Origin of the sequence: Leptolyngbya cf. ectocarpi LEGE 11479 (genome assembly GCF_015207065.1) — a bacterium.
GTDB classification, from domain to species: Bacteria; Cyanobacteriota; Cyanobacteriia; order Phormidesmidales; family Phormidesmidaceae; genus Leptothoe; species Leptothoe ectocarpi.
On the sequence record NZ_JADEXP010000007.1, the window covers coordinates 1 to 26,479 of the forward strand.

Annotated in this window: 18 protein-coding genes and 2 pseudogenes; 10 read left to right on the forward strand and 10 right to left on the reverse strand. The window is 48.1% G+C overall.

From position 1 onward, the window contains the following. The 3 genes from IQ260_RS01835 to IQ260_RS01845 form a co-directional block, all read left to right on the forward strand. Nucleotides 1–739 (forward strand): hypothetical protein (locus IQ260_RS01835; RefSeq protein WP_228015388.1); only part of this gene is annotated, 739 nt, incomplete at its 5' end. Between the two features lie 69 nt (nt 740–808). Beyond that, nucleotides 809–1,750, forward strand: a complete 942-nt coding sequence (locus IQ260_RS01840) for a glycosyltransferase family 2 protein (RefSeq protein WP_193990312.1) — start codon at nt 809–811, stop codon at nt 1,748–1,750. A 34-nt stretch (nt 1,751–1,784) separates the two neighbouring features. Then, on the forward strand, nt 1,785–2,954 hold the full coding sequence (locus IQ260_RS01845) for a glycosyltransferase (RefSeq protein ID WP_193990314.1): 1,170 nt from the start codon (nt 1,785–1,787) through the stop codon (nt 2,952–2,954). Between the two features lie 205 nt (nt 2,955–3,159). On the opposite strand, the pseudogene IQ260_RS01850 reads toward IQ260_RS01845, so the two are convergent. Then, nucleotides 3,160–3,351: pseudogene (locus IQ260_RS01850) on the reverse strand (transposase); the annotation flags it as partial. On the opposite strand from IQ260_RS01850, the gene IQ260_RS01855 reads away from it, so the two are divergent. The 3 genes from IQ260_RS01855 (at nt 3,350) to IQ260_RS01865 (ending at nt 5,195) form a co-directional block, all read left to right on the forward strand. Further along, nucleotides 3,350–3,739: a hypothetical protein gene (locus IQ260_RS01855; RefSeq protein WP_193990318.1), complete on the forward strand. Its 390-nt coding sequence runs from the start codon at nt 3,350–3,352 to the stop codon at nt 3,737–3,739. The pseudogene IQ260_RS01850 and the gene IQ260_RS01855 overlap by 2 nt on opposite strands. Nucleotides 3,740–3,771: 32 nt before the next feature. Next, entirely contained in the window at nt 3,772–4,440 is a 669-nt protein-coding gene (locus IQ260_RS01860) for a class I SAM-dependent methyltransferase (RefSeq protein WP_193990320.1), read from the forward strand. A gap of 185 nt (nt 4,441–4,625) precedes the next feature. Beyond that, nucleotides 4,626–5,195 (forward strand): ISAs1 family transposase, encoded by a 570-nt coding sequence (locus IQ260_RS01865; protein ID WP_193990322.1) that lies wholly within the window; start codon nt 4,626–4,628, stop codon nt 5,193–5,195. A 71-nt stretch (nt 5,196–5,266) separates the two neighbouring features. Here the strand turns inward: IQ260_RS01865 and IQ260_RS01870 are convergent, their stop codons facing one another. Beyond that, the gene (locus IQ260_RS01870) at nt 5,267–6,289 is read right to left on the reverse strand and encodes an IS701 family transposase (RefSeq protein ID WP_193990324.1); all 1,023 of its coding nucleotides are present in this window, start codon (nt 6,287–6,289) and stop codon (nt 5,267–5,269) included. Between the two features lie 91 nt (nt 6,290–6,380). On the opposite strand from IQ260_RS01870, the pseudogene IQ260_RS01875 reads away from it, so the two are divergent. The 4 genes and pseudogenes from IQ260_RS01875 to IQ260_RS01890 form a co-directional block, all read left to right on the forward strand. After that, a pseudogene (locus IQ260_RS01875) lies at nt 6,381–6,869 on the forward strand (ISAs1 family transposase); the annotation flags it as partial. 13 nt (nt 6,870–6,882) lie between these two features. Then, nucleotides 6,883–7,689 carry a WecB/TagA/CpsF family glycosyltransferase gene (locus IQ260_RS01880; protein ID WP_193990328.1) on the forward strand — a complete coding sequence of 269 codons (807 nt, stop codon included), beginning with the start codon at nt 6,883–6,885 and terminating at the stop codon, nt 7,687–7,689. Nucleotides 7,690–7,726: 37 nt separating this feature from the next. After that, nucleotides 7,727–9,193 carry a sugar transferase gene (locus tag IQ260_RS01885; protein ID WP_193990330.1) on the forward strand — a complete coding sequence of 489 codons (1,467 nt, stop codon included), beginning with the start codon at nt 7,727–7,729 and terminating at the stop codon, nt 9,191–9,193. A 205-nt stretch (nt 9,194–9,398) separates the two neighbouring features. Continuing rightward, nucleotides 9,399–11,837: an O-antigen ligase family protein gene (locus IQ260_RS01890; protein WP_193990332.1), complete on the forward strand. Its 2,439-nt coding sequence runs from the start codon at nt 9,399–9,401 to the stop codon at nt 11,835–11,837. A gap of 6 nt (nt 11,838–11,843) precedes the next feature. Here IQ260_RS01890 and IQ260_RS01895 read toward each other — a convergent pair whose 3' ends face one another. The 8 genes from IQ260_RS01895 to IQ260_RS01930 all read right to left on the reverse strand — a co-directional run bounded on the left by IQ260_RS01895 (nt 11,844) and on the right by IQ260_RS01930 (nt 26,186). Continuing rightward, a complete protein-coding gene (locus tag IQ260_RS01895; RefSeq protein ID WP_193990334.1) occupies nt 11,844–12,611 on the reverse strand; it encodes a tetratricopeptide repeat protein in 768 nt (255 codons plus the stop codon). Nucleotides 12,612–12,876: 265 nt separating this feature from the next. After that, complete coding sequence (locus IQ260_RS01900; RefSeq protein ID WP_193990336.1) at nt 12,877–13,491, reverse strand: type IV pilin-like G/H family protein; 615 nt, start codon at nt 13,489–13,491, stop codon at nt 12,877–12,879. A 266-nt stretch (nt 13,492–13,757) separates the two neighbouring features. Beyond that, complete coding sequence (glcD, locus tag IQ260_RS01905) at nt 13,758–15,239, reverse strand: glycolate oxidase subunit GlcD (RefSeq protein ID WP_193990338.1); 1,482 nt, start codon at nt 15,237–15,239, stop codon at nt 13,758–13,760. A gap of 58 nt (nt 15,240–15,297) precedes the next feature. Next, nucleotides 15,298–20,709: a hybrid sensor histidine kinase/response regulator gene (locus IQ260_RS01910; protein WP_193990340.1), complete on the reverse strand. Its 5,412-nt coding sequence runs from the start codon at nt 20,707–20,709 to the stop codon at nt 15,298–15,300. Between the two features lie 64 nt (nt 20,710–20,773). Continuing rightward, nucleotides 20,774–23,680, reverse strand: a complete 2,907-nt coding sequence (locus IQ260_RS01915) for a methyl-accepting chemotaxis protein (RefSeq protein ID WP_193990341.1) — start codon at nt 23,678–23,680, stop codon at nt 20,774–20,776. Nucleotides 23,681–23,731: 51 nt separating this feature from the next. Next, the gene (locus tag IQ260_RS01920; protein WP_193990343.1) at nt 23,732–24,262 is read right to left on the reverse strand and encodes a CheW domain-containing protein; all 531 of its coding nucleotides are present in this window, start codon (nt 24,260–24,262) and stop codon (nt 23,732–23,734) included. A gap of 31 nt (nt 24,263–24,293) precedes the next feature. Further along, on the reverse strand, nt 24,294–24,659 hold the full coding sequence (locus tag IQ260_RS01925; RefSeq protein WP_023071014.1) for a response regulator transcription factor: 366 nt from the start codon (nt 24,657–24,659) through the stop codon (nt 24,294–24,296). Between the two features lie 312 nt (nt 24,660–24,971). Next, a complete protein-coding gene (locus IQ260_RS01930; RefSeq protein WP_193990345.1) occupies nt 24,972–26,186 on the reverse strand; it encodes a response regulator in 1,215 nt (404 codons plus the stop codon). Between the last annotated feature and the right edge of the window lie 293 nt (nt 26,187–26,479).

The window sequence follows — 26,479 nt, forward strand, 5'->3', positions numbered from 1 at the left end:
ATGGAATGCGGTACCTACAAATGGCTATGAATTACTACCTTCTCATTTTTTATGCTGGAGTGATTTTGAAGTCAAGCTTATTAATAAATGGAGATATGGGAAAACTCAAAATCATCACCCCATTGCCATTGGCAATCTGACTCTAGAGATATGGAAAAACGAACATTCAAAAGTATTTAAAGACGTTAATAGTAAGATTTCAAGTTTATTTCAAGCAGATAAGAATCTAGTTGAACCAACTATCAACATTCTATTCACGCTACAACCAATAAATGACCCTTTACCAGTTTGGCTCATAGAATCAATTCAGGCATCACCTAAGCATTGGAAATGGTGGATGAGATTACATCCAGCGATGCTGTCACAGAGTGAATCTATAGATAAAATCTTACATCAAAATGCTATAGACGATGTAAATCTTCAGAGTGCAACGGAACTGCCTTTGCCAGCGCTATTGGCTCATATGGACGTACATGTTACCCAGCTTTCAAGCGTCGTTTTAGAAGCTGAATTTTTCAATGTGCCATCGGTCATAACTGATGACAGAGCTGTACAGCTATTTCCTAAGCAAATAGAGTCAAGTATGGCTCTTTTGGCCACTAATCCGAAAGAACTGATAGAGGCAATTTCACAACAGTCCTTAAAACGAAAAAAAAGTACAACATCGCTGTATAAAGGCAAAGAATCTTCGATAGAAAAAGCAAAAAGAATCTTAAGCGATATCAAGAAGGATTCATGACATATCCTATATATGTCAAAGATTTCTATGCAATATTACGATTCACTATCTGCTTAGGTTTTTAATGTAATGACATTACCAATAATAAGTGTTGTCATACCAACCTTTAGGCGTCCGCAGTTGCTACTGCGTGCGGCTAAGTCAGTACTAAATCAAACTTTTATTAACATAGAACTGATTATTGTTATTGATGGGCAGGATCCTATCACGAGCAGAACGGTTGCCACCCTTAGAGATCATCGGTTGCGTTGTGTGGAATTATCGAAGAATCAAGGAGCACCTGGTGCTCGTAATCGAGGTGTGATGGAGGCTCGTGGTCATTGGATTGCCTTTCTTGATGACGACGATGAATGGTACTCCACGAAGCTAGAAGCGCAGTTAGAGACTGCTAAACAGGTGGCTCAGGGGTATCCCATCATCGCTTGCCGATTAAAGGTCGAAACTCCAGGCGGCTCTTATATTTTGCCACGGCGCCTACCTCAAGACTCAGAACCGGTCGGAGATTACCTTTTTGTCCGCAGGAGTCTTTTTCGGGGAGAGGGAAGTATAGCTACCTCCATGCTTTTGACAACAAAGATACTATTGCTAAAATATCCTTTTCAAGCAGGCCTAAAGCGCCATCAAGAAGCTGACTGGTTACTTCGTGTCAGCAACTATGAACAGGTGAATCTTCAATTTGTTGATGCGCCACTGGGCATTTTACATATTGATGAGGGCAGGCCACGAGTGAGTGAAGCTGGGGGATGGAAATATTCTTTTGAGTGGGTACAAGCTTGTCAAAAACTGCTGACACCTAAGGCATACTCTGCCTTTTTACTAACAGCTGTGGGATCGTTTGCTGCGCAGGAAAATGACTGGTCAGCCTTCAGCTTAATTTTAAAGGAAGCAACTAAATCAGGACAACCTTTACCTATTCAATACGGGCTATTTTTAGGTATGTGGCTAATACCTAAACGTCTTCGACAGGCTCTTCGAGTAAAATGGTTAGGTCGCCGGAGATTAAAGCCTTAAAACCCTTATCACTTAGATAGCCATAATACCCTAAATGAAAATTTTAATGGCCCATAACCGATATCAAAATCGGGGAGGCGAAGATGAATCCTTTGATAGCGAAAGTAGTTTGTTGGAGCGTTATGGGCACAGGGTTATCCGCTATGTTAAACATAATGACAGTATTTCAGAAGATTTAATCTTTAACGTCTCTGTCAGGACTCTTTGGAGCGTTGAGGACTATAAAAGTATACGAGTTCTGATTCAACGCGAGAAACCTAATTTATTGCATGTTCAAAATCATTTTCCATTAATTTCTCCTGCAATCTATTACGCTGCAAGAACAGAAAAAATCCCAATTATTCAAACACTTCGAAATTATAGACTATTTTGCTTAAATGCCTATTTGTTTAGGCAAGGACAGGTTTGTGAAGATTGTCTAGGACAGGCAATTCCTTTGTCAGGAATACAACATAAATGTTATAGAGATAGTAGAGCAGGTTCAATCGTTGTTAGTAGTTCAATTGCTTTACACCGACTTCTTAAAACATATGTTAGAAAAGTTGATCTATTTATTGCCCTGACAGAGTTTGCTAAGCAAAAATATGCTGAGAATGGCATCCCAAAACATAAGATCGTATTAAAGTCTAATTTTGTTGATCCTGATCCAAAAATAGGACCAGGGAATGATAATTTTGTTCTTTTTGTTGGCCGACTCTCACCAGAGAAAGGAATATCTACTCTATTGAGGGCATGGAAACAGCTAGGAGAGCATATTCCTTTACGCATTATTGGCAGTGGACCTTTGGAACCTGAGGTTCGTAACGCCACTTCAACACACCTGGGCATAGAGTACCTGGGGCCTCGTCCTATTCAAGAGGTTCAAGAGATTATGGGGCAAGCCAAGGCATTGATCTTTCCATCTTTATGGTACGAAGGTATGCCACGAGTCATTATAGAAGCCTTTGCTAAAGGGACTCCAGTGATCAGCTCCGAGCTGGGTGCTATGACAACGATGGTGATGCATCAAAAAACAGGTTTACATTTCTGCGTAGGTAACGCAGAAGAGCTAGTTAAACAGACACGTTGGATGCTTGAGCACCCAAGCCAGTGGCAAGAAATGCGCTTACTTGCTCGCCAACAATTTGAAGTAAACTACAACGCAGAAAGTAGCTATCACAGATTAATTGAGATTTATAGTCAAGCAATTAGTGCTCCGCAATAGTTGATTTTTATGTTAATTGAGTTGAAGTAAACCTAGTTCCACCTCAGTTTGTTTGGCTAAAATGAGGGCATAGAGTTTGGAGGTCAAAGCAGATGACCAAACGCAAGCGACGAGGAATCGCCGGGGATAAAACGATCTGCCTACCGATAGCCGAGGGGATTGATTATGAGCAATTGGTCGAGGACCGAGACGTCTACCGTGAGTAAGTAGACCAGGGCAATAGATCACCGGGGATATCCCGCCACTTACAGCCTTGAACCACTACATACAAAATGGCATTCAAGACAATAAAGAGGTCGACGCTACGGGGCCGACCACCTGATTTGGCTTTGGGTAGCAAGGGTTCGATTAATTCAAATTGGGCACGACTGAGACTGCTAGTGTAGGCTTTAGGCATGGCTCACGCAGGGCTAGAGATTTATGTAAACTTCAGCCTACACTGTGTGAGCTTTTTTACCCCTTGGAACCCTTTTCATACATCCTCTGAGGCCTATCGCACCAGTAATCAAGTGGATCGTCCCATGAACTATCTCGACCGAGCACTCTATGCCATGCAAGATTTTCACGGCTCTTGGGAATCGGCTGAACGCTCTGTTCGCTCTATGGCCATGCTGTGGAACTTTCATCCCTTTTGCCGTAAAACTCAGCAGCAAAAGGGCGGCTGTTTATGTCCGTTCGAGCAACTCAATGGCTTCCGATATCATGACGATTGGATGCGTAACTTGTTAATTGCCTCGTCGCTCAATGGTAGGAGACCGTTACCTATATCTCCTCACACAAACTGAGGTGGAATCAGAAGTAAACCAAGGTAAAAATAGTGGGTATTGGTAAAAATATTGTTGGCAGTGGTTGTTTCTCACGAGATTCATTTATTTTAGAAAGATGTCAAAGCAAGAGAGTTTTACACGTAGGATGCACTGATTACCCATTTTTTGAAGATGCCTTAAGACATGGCTATTTGCTACATGATAAAGTAACCAAGGTAGCTCAGCATGTAGTTGGTATTGATATAGCTCAAAATGATATCGATGCGATGAAATCTCATGGTTATGATGTCAGATTGATTGATGCAGAGAACATGTTTGGCTATCTGGAGTTAGAGGAATTTGATGTAATATTGCTAGCTGACGTTATTGAGCATATTGCTAATCCTGGGAAAGTTATTCATGAGTCAATCAAAGCTTTAAATGGGAAAGGTTCAATTATTATTACAGTTCCTAATGCGTTAGGAATTATTCGATTTCTAAAATCATTTTTTAAGTATGAGCAAGTTCATCCTGACCATTTAGCCTATTACTCATCTGGTACCTTAGAGGCATTTGCTCTAAACTTCAAATTAAAGATTGAAGAGTTAGCTTGGTACCAGTTTGAAGTAAGAGATAAGCGACCTATTGTATATTTAAGTGCTGCTATTGAAAGAGTAATCACTACTTTTTTCCCGTGGCAGGCAGAAGGTTGTATCGCTGTTTTGAGTGCTGAGAAATAGAATTATTTTTTCTGACGAAAGAGCCAGGCTTTCATATTCAATAATAAATGTAGAGAAAGAAGATCCTAATGTGCAGAAAATCTGACAACGTCATCATGATGAAGATACATTGTTGGCTCCAGGGAAACAGGGCTATTTCATTCTAAAGGGAGCGATAATGGACTGGCCGTTATTGAAGAGTTGATATGGCTTCACTCGCCATCATGGATGCTTTCGCCGATCTACCAGATGCTCGACGCAGCCAAGGGACCCGACATCAGCACACCTTATGTTTAGCCTTGTTTACCCTGGCCATTGCGGCTGGCAATCAAGGGTTTCTTGCCATGGGTGATTGGCTCAAGTCGTATCGCACTCCGCTACTAGCGTTGTTTAAGCCGGATAAAAATCGCTTGCCGTCTTACAGTACGATTCGACGTGTGTTACTGAAGGTCGATGAAGAGGCCTATGCTCAATGCCTCAGCCTTTTTTTTGAGGTGGTTCCTCAGCCAGGCGAGACCGTTGCAACCGATGGCAAGGTTCTCAAACACTCGTTTATGACAGAAACGGACAATCCTCAGACACAAGCTCATCCCGCGATTATGATGGTCACGGCCTATGTGGTAGAGCGAGGCTTGATTTTACCCCCCTATGAAGTCGAGCGTAAGACCAATGAAATCAAGGCATTACCTGAGATGATTGAACGCTTGGCCCTCAAAGGAGTTGTCTTTGCATTTGACGCCATCAATACTCAAAAAAACGGTCCAGTTAATCGTTGACAGTGAGAATGACTATCTTGGGGCACTCAAAGGCATAGGAGTTACGCATTGACATAAATGTCGTCATGCTATCAGGCGAACATGGGGTCGTCCAGGTTTGCCAAAATGAACTGACGAATTACGGGCACGAATAACTGTCTCGATATCTCGTAGCAGTTGTTGAGCAATCCTCGAATGCACATCGTTTGCAGCTTGCAAAAAGCTCGTAAAGCACAAAAAACGTGATTGCGAATCGCCTGTTCCTCGCGCACATAAAATCGCTCAATATTGCAGACCTGCTTAATGATGCGGTGAAAGCACTCTATCTTCCAATGGTCATCATGGATGGCCTTGAAGTCAGCGTGAGTGAGTTGTTCAAGCGCTGCCAAATCTGGTTTGTAGAGAATGTAGTATCGCGGTTCGTTCTTGAACGGCTGACAGAACACGCTCACCCAACCAAATGCTTTCAGATATACCATTAGACCATCTTCAGGGATGTCTATATCCTTGACAGGTCGCGTCTTGCCGCGTTCTATTGAAACTTGACGATTGCTCGCCACACCAAATAGAAAACCCACTTTCTCGTTTCTGAGAAACTTCAGATTCTCCAGGCTGGCGTACCAACTATCGCCTGTCACCCAAGCTGGCTTGAGTCCCCACTCGATGACTTCGAGCACCATCTCGCGGAAATACTCGTTCTTAGTCTTACCCTCCTGTTTATCGTAAATTCTAAAGTTGACTGGATAGGAATTGCCCGCCGTATCGGTGTAGTAAAGCGTGATTAAGTTAATGCCTTTGACACTGCGCTTATGTTTACCTGACCAGAAGTAATCGACAAACGCACTTTTACTCGGGTCACGGTACGGTTTGTCTTCCACACTGTCGTCAACGCTCAACGTGCCTGCCGTCCAATCGAGGTTGCCCTTGACTTCATCAAACAGGTCACGGGGCGTGTAGCGTTCGCGCAGCAAAAACCGATTGACGCTGTCATGGCTCAGGGGCTCCAGAATTTCTGAGAGCCGCACGCAACTGACGTATTTCGGTTCAGAGAGCAGAAATAAAGTGTACAGGCTGCTAATACATTGGGCTGTAGACGGTTTGGATGGCTGACGCATGATAACGCCCTAGGGAACTCTACTTATCCTATGCTGCTTCGCCTACAACTTGGCTGTTCTGTCAATGCGTAAGTCCTAAGGCAATCAGCGAGGCTTGCTCGCGGATGTCAAAGCGAATTTTAAAGCTGAACAAACGGTAACGAATCTGGATAAAGGACACGGTCGCATTGAAAAACGCACCGTCAGTATCTGTCGAGACCTGAGTCATATTCGGGCGTGGCCAGGCTTGAAAACACTCATTCGGGTGGACTCAAAGCGTTCGATAATCTATGACGATATGATTGTTGATACGTACGAGACTCGCTATTACATCACGTCGTTGTTGGAGGATGCAACCTCTCTGGCTAAAAGGATTCGTGGGTATTGGGGTGTTGAAAACAAGGTCCACTATGTGCGGGATGTCACACAAGGAGAAGACGCATCGAGAATTCGCACGACTCCGCTCGTGGGACTCTTCGTCCAAGCACGCAATATGGCGCTTAACCTGTATCGCGAGTATGGTTGGACCAATATGGCTCAGGCAAAACGATGCTGTGAGCAATCGCTAGACATACTGATGGACGTTTTTAGAATGAAATAGCCCTGCCAGGGAAATGGGTACCTATACTATGGATGAATATCGGATTGCTATATTGGGTGTTTTTATTGACGCTACAAGCTATGGAGATGTGTGCGATCGCATCTCCCAATGGACTACAACCCAGCAATCCTGCTATATCGTCGCGGCCAATGTCCATGTCGTCATGACCGCCTACTGGAACCCAGACTATCGCCAGATTCTCAACCATGCAGCCCTGGTCACCCCTGATGGCATGCCTTTAGTCTGGGGCTTACGCCGATTAGGGGTGACCCATCAGCCCAGGGTGTATGGTCCTGACTTGATGCTGGCCTGGTGCGATCGCGCAACTCAAGAGCAACGGCCCATCTATCTCTACGGAGGCACTGACACCATGGTGCAGCGCCTCGCACAAAATTTACAGCAGCAGTTTCCAGGCCTAATTATTGCCGGTAGCCATGCGCCCCCCTTCAGAGCGCTGACGCCAGCCGAAGAAGCCGCTGACGTTGCGGCTATTCGCCAGTCCGGAGCCGCTGTCGTCTTTGTTGGGTTAGGCTGTCCCAAGCAAGAGGAATGGATGGCTCGCCAGCAGGGCAAACTCAACGCGGTCATGATTGGAGTGGGTGCTGCCTTTAGTTTCCACAGCGGCACCGTCTCCCAAGCGCCTCGGTGGATGATGGCTTGGGGGCTGGAATGGGCCTATCGGCTATGGCAAGAGCCCCGTCGATTGTGGCGACGCTACGTGCTGAACAATTCGGCCTTTCTCCTATTATTTGGACTGCAGTTAATCAATCAAGCAATGCGGTCTATCCTAAAGCCATACTCAGAGCATTCTTCCGGTTGACGTTTGCGCTTGGGGTGCTTGTTTTCCAAACCGTTTCATGAAAGAGCCGTCCTCCCTAAAATCAAACCGCAGGCCACATTTTCTATGGCCCATCGGTACCGATATTCGGGCAGCTCGTGGCGCCAGTTCCTGGAAACGCTGGGGCTGGCATAGCATTCGAGTATTGAGCTTATTGCTGAGTGATGCCCTGGCCCTAGGGGTAGCCTGGCAGTTAGCCCGGTTCTTAAATCAGTTTTATTCACCGATTCCGGCCCAGCTGGTGTGGTGGGTGTGGTTGGGGTTACCTAGCCTATTTTGGCTGTTTGCAGGGGCTACACTGCTCCTATTTACCCATTACGGTCTCTACGGTGCCACGGTGCGCGCCAGGGACTATTTGCGAGCAGCGCAGTTAGTCAGCTGGGTTTACTTTATATCGCTGGTTCTGGCTTATTTTTACGATCCCAAGCTAGATGCTCCCCGATCGCTTTTTTTTAGTGCCTGGGTGTCGAGTGTGGTGCTCGTATTGGCCACTCGGTTATTTACCAACGGATTTTTGAACTCTTTACGGGGCGCGCGCCCGTCATTGCGTGCATTTTTGATTACGAACCCAAATCGGATGCACAGGTTATCAAAAACCCTAGAGCGCCGGTCCCATTACCAGGTTGTAGGTGCGGCCATGGTGTCCACAGCCAATGCGGAGTCCACATTTCAGCAGATTTTGGCGGCCCACCCCGATGAAGTTCTCGCCGAAGACGTTCCTAATGTGGAGCTGGCCTCAGGACTGTACTGGCGATTACGCAGTGCCAACATTCCGCTGCGGCTGCTGCCGTCGAGCCGAGAAATGCTCTACCGGCGAGGCATGCCAGAAATCGTGGCCGGGTTACCCACGCTGATGATCGAAACCTCTATTTTTCAGAGTGTGGACTATCGGCTCAAGCGATGGCTGGACTATGGGTTAGCCATGCTGGCGGTATTGGGGTTGAGTCCGGTGTTTGTGGGGGTTGCGATCGCAATCCGACTCACCTCCCCTGGCCCCGTCTTTTTTCGCCAAGACCGTATAGGTCTTAAAGGCAGAGTTTTTAAGGTGTGGAAATTTCGCACCATGGCCGTCGACGCCCCTCAACGTCAGGCCAAGTTAGAACAACAAAACCAGAGCACAGATGGAATTATGTTCAAACTGCAGCATGATCCACGGGTGACCACCGTAGGCCAGTTTCTACGACGCAGCAGTCTAGATGAGCTGCCTCAGCTATTTAATGTGCTGTTAGGGCAAATGAGTTTGGTCGGCCCGCGTCCTTTACCCCTGAGGGATGTCGCTCAGTTTGAAACCTGGCATCATATTCGTCATCAGGTACTGCCTGGGATTACTGGTCTGTGGCAAGTATCAGGCCGGTCTACCATTGAAACCTTTGACGATGCCGCCCGGTTAGATCTGCACTATATCGACAACTGGTCCCTTAACCTAGATCTGGAAATCTTAGTCGCCACATTACGCATCGTGTTTAACGGGTTAGGAGCGTACTAATTTCTCTACAGCTCTTTACTCCAAACCATTATTTTTGGTTAAAACACCTCCCCTCCCGACCTATAATCCTATGCCGCCATCAGAGTTGTCACCAAAGCCCCTTAGTTATAGATCTCCATCTAAATCTTCATCCGATGGCACGCTTTTAGGGCTGCTCCTGCTGGGCTTATATAGCCTCTTTACGCTGCTCCCTGGTAGCCATTCCATGATGGTGTCCTGGCCTTGGGCATTTATTTGGCAGGTGACGCTAGTGCTGCCCATGCTCTGGCTGCTGTGGCAGCTATGGTTCAAACCTTGGCAGCAGTTTAGTTTAGGAATCGGATTCGATGTAGCCATAGCCTTATTGACCCTAGGCCTGCTCGTTTCCACACTGTTCGCAGAGTTTCCTAACCAGGCCCGCTGGTATGCTTGGGCCGCTCTTGGTGGGATATCAGCTATCTATGCCATCTCTGGGTGGCTAAACACACCAGAACGAGCCATTAAACTGCTTCGATATCAGGCTGTCCTAGGCTGCACCTTTATCGTAGCTAGTTTAGGACTGTGGTTGTTTCAAACCTATTTACCCGAACTCTCTCGTCTAGAACAGCTACAACAATTTGGCATTACCGAAACATTTAACTTCAATCGACTTAGCCTGCGCAACTGGCACCCGATTGGCCATCAAAACTATGTCGCTGGCTATCTGTTGTTGATCCTGCCCCTCCTGGGTGGGTTATCTCTGATTAGCTCAGGGCCTTGGCGCTGGCTATGGATAAGCGGCTGTCTGCTGGGCATCGTCGATCTATACACCACCAGCTCGCGGGGTGGGGTATTGGCCCTGTTACTCACAGCTGTTGTTGGGGGAGGCATCACCCTGTGGCGTAGCCAACTGTCAAAGCTCAAGATCGCCTTGATGAGTGGTGTTATCGCCATCATCCTGATCGGGGGAGTGTTCACCAACACCCGCACTCGTAATTCTCTCGCAGCGATCCTCCACGGCAATTTCGCTAGCGGAGAACTTGCCTATCGCTGGATTACGAATGTGACCGGTTGGCAGATTGGGGCAGACCACCCCTTAGTTGGGGCCGGGCCAGGGAGTGTCCCCTTGCTCTATCAGCGGTATCGCCCTTACTGGGCCGGTAGAGAAGCCGAGCTGCATTTTCAACTCCATAGTACCCCCGCCCAACTCTGGGCCGAGCTGGGGGGATGGGGCGTAGTGGCATGCCTCATTCTAATTGCTCTGATTATTAAGGCTACTTGGCAATGGGCCCAGTCCGCGCCCCTCTCACGCACACTTCCCAGCCCCCTTGTATGGAGCCTTTTAGCTGGTCTGGTCGCCTATGGCCTTATCAGTCTGACCGATTATCAGTTAGATAATCTATGTATTAGCGGTACGATTATTCTCTACTTGACCGTTCTCAGTAAAGCTTTTTCACCGTCAGGCTTGACTACAAAACAAGCCCCAACAACAAGCAACAAATCCTATCGCACCATCCCGATCGCTGGCCTTGGAGTCATACTGGCCGTTTGTTGGTGGCTGAGCCCAATCCATCGCGCCTGGGCCGCTTCCAGTCATGCATTTCAAGCCCTGCAAAAAGAGGACTTGACCACATTTACAACGCAGCTACAAAAGGCCCATACGCTGGCTCCTTGGGAAGCCTATTACCCCTACCAGCTAGGCTGGCACCTGGGGGATCTTAGTTTTCAAACTCCTGATGAGTTTCGCACACCAGCGATTGATTGGTTTACCCAGGGTAATCAGGCATCACCCTATCAAGAATTTGGTCAATCTAACCTGGGCTGGCTGTTAATGTCAGTCGATGCTGAAGCCGCCAAAAATGCGTTTGCCCAGTCTGTTCAACTGATCCCAGCTAAACCCGGTGTCTTTCTGGGCTTAGGCTATAGCCTGCTACGTTTAGGCCAACCTGAGCTAGCGAGTCAGGCTCTCACATTAGAAGTGTTGCGCCATCCTCTCATCATATCCAGCGGCATTTGGAAATTTCCACAGTTTTCTCCGCTCTATGAGTCTGTTTTACGGCAGTCTATAGAACAATGTTCTATGCTGTTAAACAACGCATCACCTCGGCTCGAAGCCTATGTCTATCGTCTGCGAGGCAGTCTGTACTGGTGGCAGGGTGATCTCACAGCCGCAGCAACAGATTGGGAAAAGGCTAATGTTGAGATTGCCCCCTCTCTGATTGCCATCTCCAGAGGAGAAACGCTATCAGACAGCTTTACTAAGCTTGCTACTACGCCCGCTAAGCTGAGTATGCAGGCATGGCAGCAGCCTCAGGAACGAGGAGTTTTGCTGACTCAGGCACTGATATCGGCAGCAACCGGCGGATCTCAAGTAGATGCAGAAATATCTGAAACACAGATTGAGCAGTTAGTTACCAGCATGAATGCCGCTGAAAGTTTTGATGACTGGCTCAAACAGACGGCTCCTATTGTGCAGCCTCGAAATGAACGTCTGGGATTTGGTGTGCTTAGCCGTCATGTGGATGGTATCAATCCTAAAGATTACCTACCTCTGCTCGACAACTTACCGGTGAAACGCTTTTTTGAGGGGCTATTTCCATCCTCGAGCTACTTTCCTGAGTTAGATGGAAAACTACAGCCAATGAGAGAGGATTTGCTAATATCTGCCCAGGAATTATCCGATTAAATCGCACTACTCATCGTATATGTTGAAATTCACCGAAACCTGGCCCCCTTCATTCACCACAACAGTACCACCTAGTGCTTCAATCTTTTCAGTGGCAATCTGTTCCGTTTCCTCGTCCCTGGCAGAGACCAAGACCTGAGCCCAGGCGCTGATCTGAGCCGAACGGCTAACAGGGTTTTCGGCTAAAAATTGGGCGGTTTGGCTAGAAATCTCAGCAATAAGAGGAGCCTCTTCATCGGAGGATTGTCTGGCCCACTCAGCTGCTTTTTCAAACGATTTTTTTGCTGCTTCTCCATCGCCCAAAAACAATAGCTCATCAATAGCTTTGAATCGCCAAATATAATATGCGCGGGGCGGTGTGGTCGGCGTGAGGGAAGCTAGCCCTTTTTCCATTAAGGCAATCGCTTGATCGGGTCGTCCTAAGCGTAAAGAGATTGTATTCGAAAGATATAGATAGGCTTCTATAAACCTTGGGTCACGATCAATTAAGCCTTCAAAATAGATGGGAGCCAGACCATATCCAAACTCTTGCCTTTGTTCGGAATCACCAAAGTATTGTAGAAAGCTTAGAAACACACCATCGGCTAATAGGTTCTCAAAACCCAGGGCCGGAGAGCGACTAATCGCTTTCACTCTCATTACTTCTACATCCTGACGTTCCTCTAACGGGAGCACATGACGACTTCCCTGTTTTATTTGAATCAGTCGAAAATACTGCAGACTGAGTGTAATGATTGACAACAATGCTGCCACAAAAATCTTTGAAAAAGACATGCTATATCAACTCATCTGATCTGCTATCAACAATAACCATTAGTTGTTGATATTCTCTAGAGGTTGCTATGGTGATAGCTCCTTGCCTTACCAATTCAATGTCATTCGGAATATTGAGCTCTTATTTTCGATAGCTTTACATTTTTGAAAAGTAACCCTAGCTAAAAGGGATAGCCATTAAAGCTATCCCTTTTAGCTAAATCAGGATGAGCGCATCACTAAAACTAAACTCACCCTTTAATTTTCACTGCAAAGCATCGTCTAATTATTCGATATCACAGTTTGTACCGGTTACTTCTGCAGTACTAGTACCAACATTAGAGCTGCCAAAAGAAATCGCCTGATCTAATAAACCAGTTGCAACAGACCGCTCTTCACAAAGAACTGCAGTTGCGGTGGCATCACCAGTAGTAGTTTCTGCAACAATGTAAGCAGCACCGCCGTAGTCTTTAAGGGCAGCTGGATCCTGAGAAACAGCAAAGTATTCAACACCTTCTGCTAGGCCAGCGCTACCAGTCAATCCAGATGTCTGACCTATGTTATCAGGTGAAGATCCAGCTCCACCGCCACCATTGGTATCACCATACTGATAGTTATTTGTCTCGGTTTTGATGCCAGCGCCTAGCTTAGCAAAGTCATCTGAGAACTGTCTGTTCTCTAGACGATAGGCCTGCTGGGTGCGGTTGGTGGTACCAATATAGGTCTCTGCTTCAGACTGCTTGGCGCGGTTGGCCTGGTTAAGGAATGAAGGTAGTGCGATCGCAGCCAGAATACCGATGATGATAATTACAACCAGCAGCTCAATGAGGGTAAAACCTGCGTTGGCTTTTTTCTTGCTTGCTAGGTGCTGCAATAACTTGGCACGTAGAGTTGTCTTCATTATGTATTGTGTCTCCTTGAGGTTTGGGATGTAGCGTCTAGCTCCTAGCTTTTAAGCTACCCAGGGGAATCAGATCTCTTATCACTCGGGTTGAAAACCTGAAAAGCCTTGGATTGGCTTGGTTAGCACTACGCTTCTAACCTACCCTCCCATACGGATAGACCTATCAGCCAATGTACAGATTTTGTCCAAATAGGGATAAATCATCTACGTAGAATCACTAGAACACCTAGGTCGCAGATGGTTTATTTTGTAACGGGCAATGGCTAGAATCGCTCTATCTCGTCAAACTTGGCAGACTGAGCCATGGCAGCTTCACCACAGGTTTTGGGCGTGGGAAATAGCTTGGTGGGATTGGCCAGCCCCTGGGTGTTAATGGCCTGACGGACCCACTGCATCGTTTCTAGGTCAGCTGGGGTAAACATCTGGGGCATATAGCAGCGTTTGTCGGCCCCAATACCGTGCTCACCGGAAATGCTGCCGCCAGCATCGACGCAGAGCTTGAGGATTTCACCCCCGAGGGTTTCCACGGTTTCGAGCTGGCCAGGAACGGCATTGTTGTACAAGATTAAGGGGTGGAGATTGCCGTCACCAGCGTGGAAGACATTGGCGACGTCGTAGCTATATTTTTTGCTTAGTGCCTCGATTTCGTTGAGCACGTGGGGGAGTTTAGCTCTGGGAATAACGCCGTCTTGGACATAGTAGTCAGGGCTCAGCTTGCCCATGGCGGCAAAGGCGGCTTTGCGGCCTTTCCAGAGACGGAGGCGCTCTTCGGGGGTGGTTGCGATCGCAACCTGCCGGGCTCCATTGGCCTTGACAATTTCGCTAACTTTTTGAGCACTGGCGGCAACATCTGCTGGGGAGCCATCTACCTCCACTAGCAAAATAGCGGTGGCATCGCGCGGGTAGCAGTCCAGGGCAACGACTTCTTCGACTGCATTGATGCTAAAGTTATCCATCATTTCCATCCCGGCTGGGATAATGCCCGCACTGATAATTTCAGAGACGCTTTTACCTGCAGCTTCAACGGTATTAAAGTCAGCTAGTAGCGTGTGGGCACTTTCCGGGGACTTGAGTATGCGCAGGGTAATCTCGGTGGCGATGCCCAGGGTGCCTTCAGATCCGACAAAAATGCCGGTAAGGTCATAACCGGGGGTTTCTGGCATATCGCCAACATCGACGATATCGCCATTGGGCAGCACCAGCTTCAGACCCAATACATGGTTGGTGGTGACGCCATATTTAAGACAGTGGACACCGCCTGAGTTTTCAGCAATGTTGCCACCGATGGAGCATACAGACTGGCTCGACGGATCGGGGGCATAGTAAAAACCAGCACCGCTGACAGCCTGGGTGACCCAGTTATTGATGACACCGGGCTGGACCACGACCCGCTGGTTATCGTAGTCGATGTCTAAAATTTGACGCATGCAGGCGGTGACGATCAGCACGCTATCTTCGATGGGCAAGGCTCCACCGGAAAGGCCCGTGCCAGCGCCACGGGTGACAAAGGGGATGTGGTTGCGATCGCAAACCTTAACCGCCGCCGCGACTTCTGCAGTGGTTCGTGGCAATACAACAATGGCAGGCCGCTGACGATAGCTGGTTAAACCATCACACTCATAAACCAGCAGCTCCTCTTTACGGCGTACCACCTGATCATCACTGAGCACATCCACAAAAGCTTGGACGATAGGTTGCCAGTCCCGCTGGCTTGATGCATCTGTTAAGGCCACGCTAGAACTCATCAGTCACCTATCTAGGGAAGTCTAAACGTCTACCCCTGATCCTAACGTAGTCAGCTCCTTAGACCAACTTATCTCCATGGAGCATCTTCTGAGCCGCATCCAGCAAAGCTTCTTCTAAATAGGGCTTGGTAAAGTAACCGCTGGCCCCAAGCTCAACCGCCATCTGCCGATGACGATCGGCACCACGGGACGTCAGCATCGCAATGGGGATCTGCTGCAATCCATCATCTTTCTGTAAACGCGACAGCAGCTCTAGGCCATCCATACGAGGCATTTCAATATCACAAAAAACCAGATCACACGGTAAGCCAGACCGCAGTTTTTCCCATGCCTCCTGGCCATCACGAGCCTGTTCTACTCGGTAGCCCACTTTGTTAAAGCTCATGGACAGCAGCTCACGCACCGTAATTGAATCATCCACAATCAAGACCGTCGGCTCAGACTTAACCTTACTAATTTCTTCTGGTGGTGCATCATCCGACTGCGTCCAAACTGCAGCATTCGGTTCACGTCGGACCCGGCCCATTGCCAAATCAATCAGTTCTAGAACATCGGCAATGGGCATCACTCGACCATCGCCAAGAACCGTAGCGCCAGCAATACCCGTAGGCTTGGGCACCGGACCTTCTAGCTGCTTGATCACAATTTCCTGCTCCCCCATCACCTGATCGACTTCTAAGGCGATAAAGCTATTGGTACTGCGCAGCACCACAATAGAGATCATATTCTCATCCTGATTGCCGCCATACACCCGACCACGACCGAGGGTCCGATTAAAAGACAACAGATCAGATAGATTTTGGAAAGGCAGTAACGTATCGCGCCACAAGATACAATCTTGCTCCTGATCATTTTGCTGGATACGCTCGCGCGATACATCAAACATATCTTCCACACCATCCATGGGAAAAGCAATCCGCGCTTGATTACTAATACAGCTGAGCGCCTTGGAAATACTCAAGGTGAGTGGCAAACGGATGGTAAAGTTGGTGCCGCGCCCCAGTTCAGAATCAATGGTGATATTACCGCGAATGTCCGCTAGAGAGGTACGCACCACATCCATACCAAACCCACGTCCGGCAAAGTCATCAGCCTGATCGCGGGTACTAAACCCAGGATGGAACAGCAGATCGTACACATCGAGTACCGTCATCGTCTGAACATCTGCCTGAGAAATCAGTCCTTTTTGTAAGGCCTTCTGCTTGACAACATCCGGGTTAATACCAGCACCATCATCCCCTACAGAAATCACAGTTTGATTACCTTGATAAAACGCTCGGATCGTAATCACCCCTTCTGGAGTTTTTCCAGCTTGGCGACGCTCTTCCGGGGTTTCCACACCATGGGTAATAGCATTATTGACCAAGTGAGTCATGGGGTCGTAGAGCTGCTCTAGAATCATCTTGTCAATCAAAATGTCGCGGCCTTCTACGACCAAGCGAGCCTCTTTCCCACACTTGAGAGAGATATCGCGTACGGCCCGGGGTAATCTTGCCGCTGTTTGGGCAAACTGCACCATGCGAGCCTTATTTAAGCCTTCCTGCAGCTGATTGGTAACCTGTCTAAACTGTCGAGTAACCTGGTCTGACGACTCAACTGTATAGGCAATGTCAGAGGCTGATTCTCGCACCCGCACGATCAGCTCAATCATTTCCTGAGACAGGGTATGGAAACCAGTAAACCGGTCCATTTCCAAAGCATCAAAAGACTCACCTGTGGCATGATCCCCAAGCTCGCTATTTGTTTCCGCTGGCACCCCGGCAGCTGTTACGTGATAAGACTGACGGCTAGAGATCAACGAGCTTTCTAACAGTGAGCGTTCATAGAGGTCACGCATACGCTGACCGACATCATTGAGCTGCTGCACCTGGAACAACAAATTGTCTAAAAACTGTCGCAGCCGTTCTTGGTCTTGTTCTAGGGTATTGCGGTTAACCACAAGCTCTCCAACCAAATTACTCAGGTTGTCCAAGTGATTGACCGATACGCGCATGGTTTGATCAGTGATCATGCGACGTCCCGATAACCGATTGGCAGGTGGACGATAAGATGTAGAACTGCTAGCAGATGTTGGGGCTAGGGTTTGATCCGCATCCTGTAACAATGCCTCAAGATCGCCAAATTCATCGTCTATATCCTGGGCTGGAGGGGTTGGCTGGGCTGGGCTGCTTACTTCTACCGGTGTTTCCAATAAAGCCTCAAGATCACCGAAATCATTACTGCTGTCAGCAGAGGCGATATCATCACCGATCTGAGCCTCGTCTAGGGGGGATGAAGCAATAGGCTCGGCTGCCTCGTCCATCTCCTCTATTAGATCAAGGTCACCACTGTCCCCGCCATTGCCGACATTATCATTCTCGGCGACGGCAGCCGCATGACCCCCCACAGGCTCAAGGTCATCTTCATCCATGACAAATCCCGTAACGATACCGCCGTCTTCTAAATCCAACAGGTCAAAGTCAATATCGTTAGCAGGGGGAGTGCTGAGAATAGCGTCGTCTAAACCGTCACTGTTCTCCTCAAGACTGTTTTCTCCAGGGAGAGTGTCTGATGTCAAATTCAGATCTGGTATATTCAGCCCTGATGCGTCTAAGGGACTGGCCTCGGGTTCATCCAAGGTTAGGTCACCCAAATCGCCGAGAGCAGCCACGTCTGATTCTGCACCGGGTTCAGCCGCCAGTTCAGCCGCATCAAACAGACTATCTAGACTGCTATCAGATTCAACAGTGTCACTAGACAGTTCGTCTAAATCTGCATCTAGAGACTCTGCACCTAGAGAACTCTGAGCCTCAGGCTGATGCCCTAAATCTATAGTCAAATCATCCAGTTCAGTAGCGTCATTGCCAAATACATCGGCCAACCCAGTAGTCTCTGGAGAGGCCATGTCAGAGAACATATCAGAAGCAACCGGATCGGTTTCAGCAACCAGGTTCTCTCCAGAGACATCTTCGACAGAGGCCCACATATCATCTAACTCTAGGTCCTCTGAGTCATCAGCCGTATTGTCATCTAAGGAGGCTGAAGGCTCTTCAGTAACCAGGTTCTCTCCAGAGACATCTTCGACAGAGGCCCACATATCATCTAACTCTAGGTCCTCTGAGTCATCAGCCGTACTGTCATCTAAGGAGGCTGATGCATCCTCTAGGGACTGCTCTAGGCCGGTCCCCAAATCAGATTCCTGAAGAGGGATGTCTGTTTCTAAAATCGTCCCAGCCGTATTGTTAGGATTGTCACCGCCCCAAATATCCTCTGATAGGTCATCATCTGGCAAGCCCTCTACAGTAGCTTCTGCAGGCGCACTAATGCTAGCAGGAGCACTACTGTCCGCTGTTTCTGCGGTTTCCCACAGGTCATTTTCTAAAGCATCTGATTCAGTCTCTTGAGCGACAGATGCTGATTCTCCGACTGTAAAGAAATCGTCAAATTCAGCTGGACCGGACTCTGTTTCAGAGTTATCTGATGGGCCAGGGATAGCAGTATCGATATCAAAGAAACCGTCTGAAACTGCATCTGTAGCCTGATCTACGCCAGTCTCCTCGGATGAGCCACCAAACAACGCGTCCATGCCGTGCTCGGCATCATCAACGGATAGGCCTAACTCTATATCCGAAAGCGCCTCCAAATCGTCAGCATTGGTACTGGCAGGACTATTATCTATTGGATCTTCTAGCCCCTGGAGTTCATCTAAGCTCTCAACAGCTCCTGCTAACAGGTCCTCATTTGACTCAGTCTCTTCTGAAAGTTCGTCTAAGTCGCCAAATAGCTCATCAACACTGGTGGAGGCATCCTCTCCTGGAAGAGAGTCATTAAATAAGTCATCAACACCTGACGCCGATTCTTCTGGAAGGGATGTGTTAAATAAATCATCAACACTGGAAGCAGCATCAGGGGCTGCATCCTCAAATAAGCCATCAATGGAGTCGAGGCTTTCAGGCAAGATGCTATCTTCTCTTGCTTCGGCGTTTTCGGCTGCGATCGCTGTGTTGTCTAGGTCTGCGATATCTACGTCTGCGATATCCAGGTCTGTGATATCCAGGTCTGTGATATCTAGGCCTGCGCTGTCTACCGGGTTGGTGAGGTCTCCTAGCCCGATATCGGAACTAGCTGAGCTATCAATACTTTCTGGAGTATCGCTTTCTGGAGTATCGCTTTCTGGAGTATCGCTATCGCCAAATAGATCAGCGAGTTCGTTACCCGATTCAAAGTCATTGGGGCTAGTCCCTAAGGCCGATGAGTCATCGCTAAGCAGATCTTCAAAATCAGGAGCAATGTCGATATCCAAGGATTCAACAGGGTTTGCCGCTTCAGTGATGGGAATATCTTCTTCATCCCAGTCACTGTCAAGAGCATCCCCTCCCGTTTCAAACAGGTCGGCTAAGCTAGTCAACTCAGCAGCACCGACCTCTGGACCTGAGGGGGAGTTGGCAGCATCATTGAGCAGGTCATCTAAGGCGATACCTTCCTCAGCAGCATCGGCAGCCGCTTCTATGCTGCTGTCAACAGTGCTGCTGTCAACGGTTAAGTCTGGCTCCTCTAATATGGGCAAATCATCAATATCAGCTGACAAAGCACTGTCGGCACTGTCCAACTCGTTGCTGGCAAATAATGCGTCTAGATCGTCGGTGGCATTGGCAGGATCTCCCTGAGCTGCCAGGGTGTGCAATGTTTCTGAAATAGTTATTTCAGGTTCACGACCAGCTAAGACAAGGTCCTGTGCTTTTTTGATTTCTTTGATTAAGACTGGGGCTAGCGTGCGGTAGTCATTATTGCGATCGCACACCGCCCACCGAGAATACTTGACCAAACTCATCCACGTGGGCAGGTTAAACTGCTCACCTAGCCGCTCCAATCGCTGGCAACAGTCCTCCAAAGCAGCTCGGCTTTCCTCCGTATCAGCCTGCTTAAAACGAGCTAGCATCTCCCTCAGCGCAGCGGAAACATCACTACTAAAGACAAGTTTTAACGCACTTTCCTCAATCGGCTGAGGCACCGGATTTGAGGCGGTAACCGGCACAGCCTTCTCCTCTAGAAAATCGTTGGTATCTGCCGTTGCTACGAGCTGGTCTAAATGGCCCTGCAATTGCTGAAACACTGGCTCAACACCAGCCATAATGCTGCGCTCTTTATCCTCTGTGAGACCAAAAGGCCCTTGAAGCTGCTCTAAGAGCTCCTGCAAAGCGTCAAACACCCGCAAAAACATAGACTCCAAAGACCGATCAATCTGAATTGGAGCCTCTTTGAGCAACTTAAAATAATCTTCCAGTCGGTGGGCGGTGCGCTGCATACTCTCAATACCCAGCATTGCCGCCCCTCCCTTAACAGAGTGAGCCGCTCGAAACACCTCATTGGCCATCTCTGGATTGCCGATGGTTGCCTGAAGATTCAGCAGACCCTGCTCAATCGTATTGAGATGATCCTTGGCTTCTTCAATGAAGTAGCCTAATATACGCTGTTGTTGTTCAGGCAGCATCACCCTCGTCTCCCTAGATGAAAATTGTCTTTAATACTCCGACAAGTAATCAGCCCTGAATAGACTACTTTTTTTCACTCTCCACCTTAAACCGCTCAACTGATGTCAGCAGATCGCGAGCCACACCCACCAGATTCTGCAAAGAGGCCGATACCCGCTGCGACTCTTGAGAAGTCTCTTGGGCTGTTAACTCAACCGATTGCATTACCTGAGCCACGGCTCGCGAGGTTTCCGTCTGTTCAACCGTATCAGCTGTAATGGAACGCACCAATACATCAATTCGATTCGATACCTGGATAATATCCTCCAGAGAACGTTTTGCCTGTTCTGCCAGCCGTGTTCCCTCAATCACCTGCTGGGTACCCTCTTCCATCGCTGTCATTACACCACTGGTCTCACCTTGAATTTGCAAAACAATTTGCTCAATCTCTTTCGACGCCTTGGCAGCGCGATCCGCCAGCTGACGCACCTCGTCAGCTACAATGGCAAAACCTCGCCCAGCCTCACCAGCACGGGCAGCCTCAATACTGGCATTGAGTGCTAACAAGTTAGTCCGAGATGCAATCTGCGAAATCAAGGCAACGATTTTAGAAATTTCTTGAGATGACTCCGCCAGACGCTTCACCTTGCGGGTCGTTTCAGCAACTGTCTCTCGAATCTCTAAAATACCGGCCACTGTTCGTTCTACCGCTTCTCCCCCTCGCAATGCCGTGGCTGATGCCGAGCGCGCCACCTCTTCCGCCTCTCGAGCACTATCGGCCACCCGCTGAATTGACTCAGTCATCACCTGCACAGAATTCAGGGTCACTGCCAATTCCTCAGCCTGACGCAGCGCGTCCGCCGACAAGCTACGGGCAAACATTTCATTATCAGACGAACTCTTGGTCACCTGTAGAGCCGCAGCGCTAACCTGCTGCACAATTTCCCGTAGATTCTGAATTGTCAAATTAAATGAGTCAGCAACCGCGCCCAAAACGTCAGCGGTCACTTCCGCCTGTACGGTTAAATCACCCCGAGCTGCACCTTCTACATCATCTAGCAACCGAATTACCTGGCGCTGTAGATCTTCTTTGGCCTGCTCTTGCTCTTGAGCTTTGCGCTGAGCTTCACTGGTGGTGGTCAAAATCACCCGAGCCATTTGGTTAAACCCTGTAGCCAGCTGACCCAGATCGTCGCTCGAGTAAGCGGTTGCTCGAGCATTGAGGTCACCTTGTGACACTAGATCAAACTGCTGTCGCAGGTTGTCAATCGAGCGCTTAGCCTCACGATCAATTAGAAAGCCTAAACCGAGCACCGTGCATACGCTAGCAATACCAGCCGCCCCCGCCATCGCAGCAGGATATACCCGAGCAATTAAATTTCGACTTTCTGACGATGTATCATCCGGCAATCGACCTAGGGTAGCCAAATTAACACCTGCGACCGCAATCATCGCCGCCAAGCCCGCTGCTCCCGCCATCAGCTTACGCTTAGTTCCCAAAGGAGCGTTTGTCAGCATGCTCAACGGGCTATCATCTTCCACCTCAGGAACCACCACAGGTGACTCCTCTCCTTGGGTAAATGAGGGCAGCTGATCAGCCGTTTCAATACTGAAGATGTCATCATCTCCGATCATTGCTTGATCGTCATCTTCAACCAAGCTAAACCCAGAACCGCCACGGCTCGCTGGGTCGTCAGAAAAGATTCCCTCTGACCCCACGGAGGGCTCTGTCAGTTCAGTAGACCCTTCAGACAGATCAAAATCTGGCAGACTACCTAAATCATCAAACTCATCGAATTCATCAAGAAAATCAATATCGCCTTGCTGACTTTCCAGCCCCTCCATGGTGTCAACACCTGGAAACGTCTGTCCCCCTGCAGGAAAGGTCTGCTCGCCGTTTTCATCATCCATTAAATCATCAGGAGCAGCCTCAATGCCTGAGAGCGTTGACGCTTCATCAAACTCTAAACCTTCTATAGGGCTATCAGCCTGAATACCCCCCTCAGGTTCCATCATAAAGAGGGTTTTGTCTTCAGGCTCCTCCTCCAACAGACCCGGCGCAATATCTGGATTATCAACCTCTAACGCACTGCCAGTTTCCAGAAAATCATCCACGGCAGGGAAATCAGCAAAGCCATCCTCAGTACCGCCCTCCGATGGAAATGCATCGTCAAAATCGTCTTGATCAAATTGCGATAGCTCTTGGACAACGGGCGAAGGTTCATCGCGGACAACACTATCGAGGGTAATCTCGTCTTCCTCAGAAGACTCGATCAAATCTTCCAAACTACTGTCAGCAAACGGATCCAATAATTCAGCATTGCCTAAATCGCCCCCTACTGACAAATCGCCAATGTCACCGATGGAAAATGGGTCGTCATCACCGGCTATGTCCACATCTTGCTCACCAGACGTGCTTTCATAATCAGCGGTAGCATTAAAGGGATCGGCCATTGCTGCAGTGGCTAGATCATAACCATCGTCACCAACTAAGACATCAGGCTCGTCAACACTCAAATCAGGCGGCGGTTCTGCCACCGCTGAGCTAGGTTGAATACTGGCACCGTCTGCCTCTTCAAAGGACAGGTCTAATCCAGCACTCAAATCATCAGCATCGTCCCCCATGTCCCCGTAGAGTTCTATGGAGTCGAATAGGCCATCTGCAGTAATCTCGTCCATACCGCCGCCATTACCATCAACCTGGATCTGCCCCACATCCATCTGCTCGGCATAGGTCAGACCATTGTTGGCATAGTTTACGAACTCAGGATCAGAGGTTAAATTCAGGACAGATTTGTACTGAGTACGGGCCACATCGTATGCACTAAGACCGTAGCAATAGATATGCCCCTTGAGCAGGAGCACATTCGGATCGCTCGGGTAGTTTTCCGCTAGTTGCTCAATGAGGTCAGCAGCTTGCTCATAACTGCCCTGCATGTATGCGCGCTCTGCCGCTTGATATGTCTGAGCGTAATCTATACCCGATGCCATCTGTAATCTCCTGCCAGTCTAAACATCTCCATCTTGTCAAACCCGTTTAAGCTAAGCTGCCCAGCGCGCTGAACGCAAAATGGCAACGTGGTCTAATAAGCGTAATGAGCGGTCCGCATTGGCGCCTAACACCCATTCCCCCCGCAGGAAAGGTGCCATTGTATCGGAATAGTCACGAGACATTTTCATTTGCTCTGCGTCTAGCCAATCTGTGCCAACTATCTGATTAACGGCTAAGCCTAACATAGTCCCCTGATGTTCAACAGCAATCACTGGAATTTCTGCCCTGTCAGTATTCATCGGCTGGGGATAACCCAGAAACTGACCCAGATCAGCGACCCAAATAACTCGTCCCTGTTCGTTTAAGGTACCAAGTAAAAGCGGTGAAACATTGGGGACGGGGGTAATCCGATCGGGAGGATTTTCAATAATCCGACGAATACCAATAGCAGGTAAGGCAAACTCATCGTTGGAACCCACATAAAATCGCAGATGAAGTTCACCATCGGGCGTTTCAATTTTTTGTAGCTCAGGATCTTGATCCTGCCCTGTTCCGGTTTGAAAGTCTGGATTACCTACCATCGGCCCCTATTCCCTCATGAATCATTGGCATCTAATCACGTAGCAGCTGCTTGACTGTACCCACTAGTTCAGTTGGCTGAAATGGTTTGGCGATGTAAGCATCGGCCCCTTGCTTCATACCCCAATAGCGGTCAAACTCCTCTCCTTTAGAAGAACACAGTACAACTGGCAAATTCTGAGTTGCAGGGTCAGACTTGATGCGCCTGCAGACTTCGTAGCCATTCATGCGAGGCATAACGATATCTAAAACGACTAAATCAGGCAAATCACCCTGGATATGAGCCAACGCTTCAACGCCATCACTAGCAACGGTAACTTTAAGACCATTACCCTTCAATAGGTCAATAATCATTTCTCGTTGGGCAACACTGTCTTCCACTACTAAAACCGTACTCATAACCTGAATTTCGCCGTTTTAGACCGGTTCATATTTCGATTCAACCCATTATGCCCTTCTAGGGGGAAATAGCTAGTTGAGTAGTATGCCCAGTTGATTATGACCATTTAGGCAATCAAATTAGTCAATCAGCGATTGGTTAGCTAAGCCATGAGACCAGTAATGCACACCCTACCGCTTGTGCCTAATAAAATACCCGTCCATATCTAATTTATTAAACTTTCATCAAAATTCTTTTGTTTATGTGATGTTCGACACGTAACCGGGGCAGTAATTCAGCCAGTAAACAGCGTTGATCACTGAACGGGTTGATTAAGGACTACTCCAGCTTTCAGGATTTAATGTGGCCGATATTTCTTGCTCCAGCAAGGTTTCAGGGTGAAGACGCTTGGGATTGCCGCAGCCGACATATTTTTCTACTAACGCTAAGAGTTCAGGCTCATTAAAGGGTTTGGTTAAGTAGTCTGTGGCTCCGACCATATTGGCCTTAACGCGATCCACAAAGCTGTCCTTACCGGTCAGCATAATAATGGGTACTGCTTGAAAGCAGGGAGCCTGTCGAAGCATGGCGCACAGCTGATGTCCTTCTAGGTCAGGCATCGCCACATCACAGAGGATGAGATCTGGTTTCAGACTAAAGAGTAAACTCAACGCTTTGACTGGGCTGCCAATGGAGGTAACTTCATAGCCATTGGCATCTAGCATCATTTCTATGGCCTGACGCACAGATAGGGTGTCATCAATGCAAACAATACGAGGAACAACGTTGATAATGGAGTCTTTGGTGTGGTGGCTAGAGGCTAACTGTGGATGATGCAGTAGTTGAAGCTTGCCTTGTTGCATATAGGGATATAACTCATGGGCAATGCTAAAAATATTGCGATTGAGGTGACGTGAAATCTGAATAATGGACGTTTTGCCATTAGCCATTGCTAAAAGTGGGGACAGGTTCGACGCGAGAGCTGAGCGATAGGACTCTAAGAGCAGTGGACAATCATCAAACGAGCTGAAGTGAGGCTGTAGCTGCAGCCATCCCTGGAGTTGCCGAATGACTCGTTTAACGATAGGACTAATGCTAAAGTCAGTCAGCTGGGGGCTCAGAGATGCTCTGAAACGAAAGGAAAATCGACCCTGGTGCAAGCTGATCACCTCAAACAGGGTTTCCTCGATCAGACGATATAAGGTTGACCGTGCCTGTTGGGTGGTGAGGTGGCTATTCTCTAGTAACCACCAAAGAGTGCCATACTCTGGCGGTCGCAGTGGAGCTAGATTAGATAGATTAACAGCAGCCCAATTGATCGAAAGATGGAGGGGATGCAATATATCCCGTAGGCGATCGAGTTGCTCATTTGTGCGTCCGGCATAGAGAATGCCTCCATTGGCAAAAAATACGAGCCATGAATTGGTCTGTCCTTCTACGGTGGCATGCTCATCAAAAGATTCGATGTAAAGTTCTCCAGTTTGCTGACCAATGTCAATCAGTTGGAAAATACTGCGAATATCCAGCTCGCTTAACTGGCCCTGCATAGATTTTGTCCTAAGGATTTGGCACTTGGTAACTAGGTTGGCTACATTGATACACGGCATTAGCTACAATTATTAGCATTTAACAGTAGCTATACTGTTGTCGGATGGGGTAACTCTCTGGTTCAGGTGATTTAGCTATTTTTTATAAAGTAGTGGCATAGTTCTATGTGAATGGCATGTACTGGTAAACGTTTACTACCCACATGCCTGCTCAGGAATGTACATATTAAGGAGAAAGGTATCAACACATTAAGGCATCAGCACATTAGGGTAGTGTCTAAGTCCGAGCGATT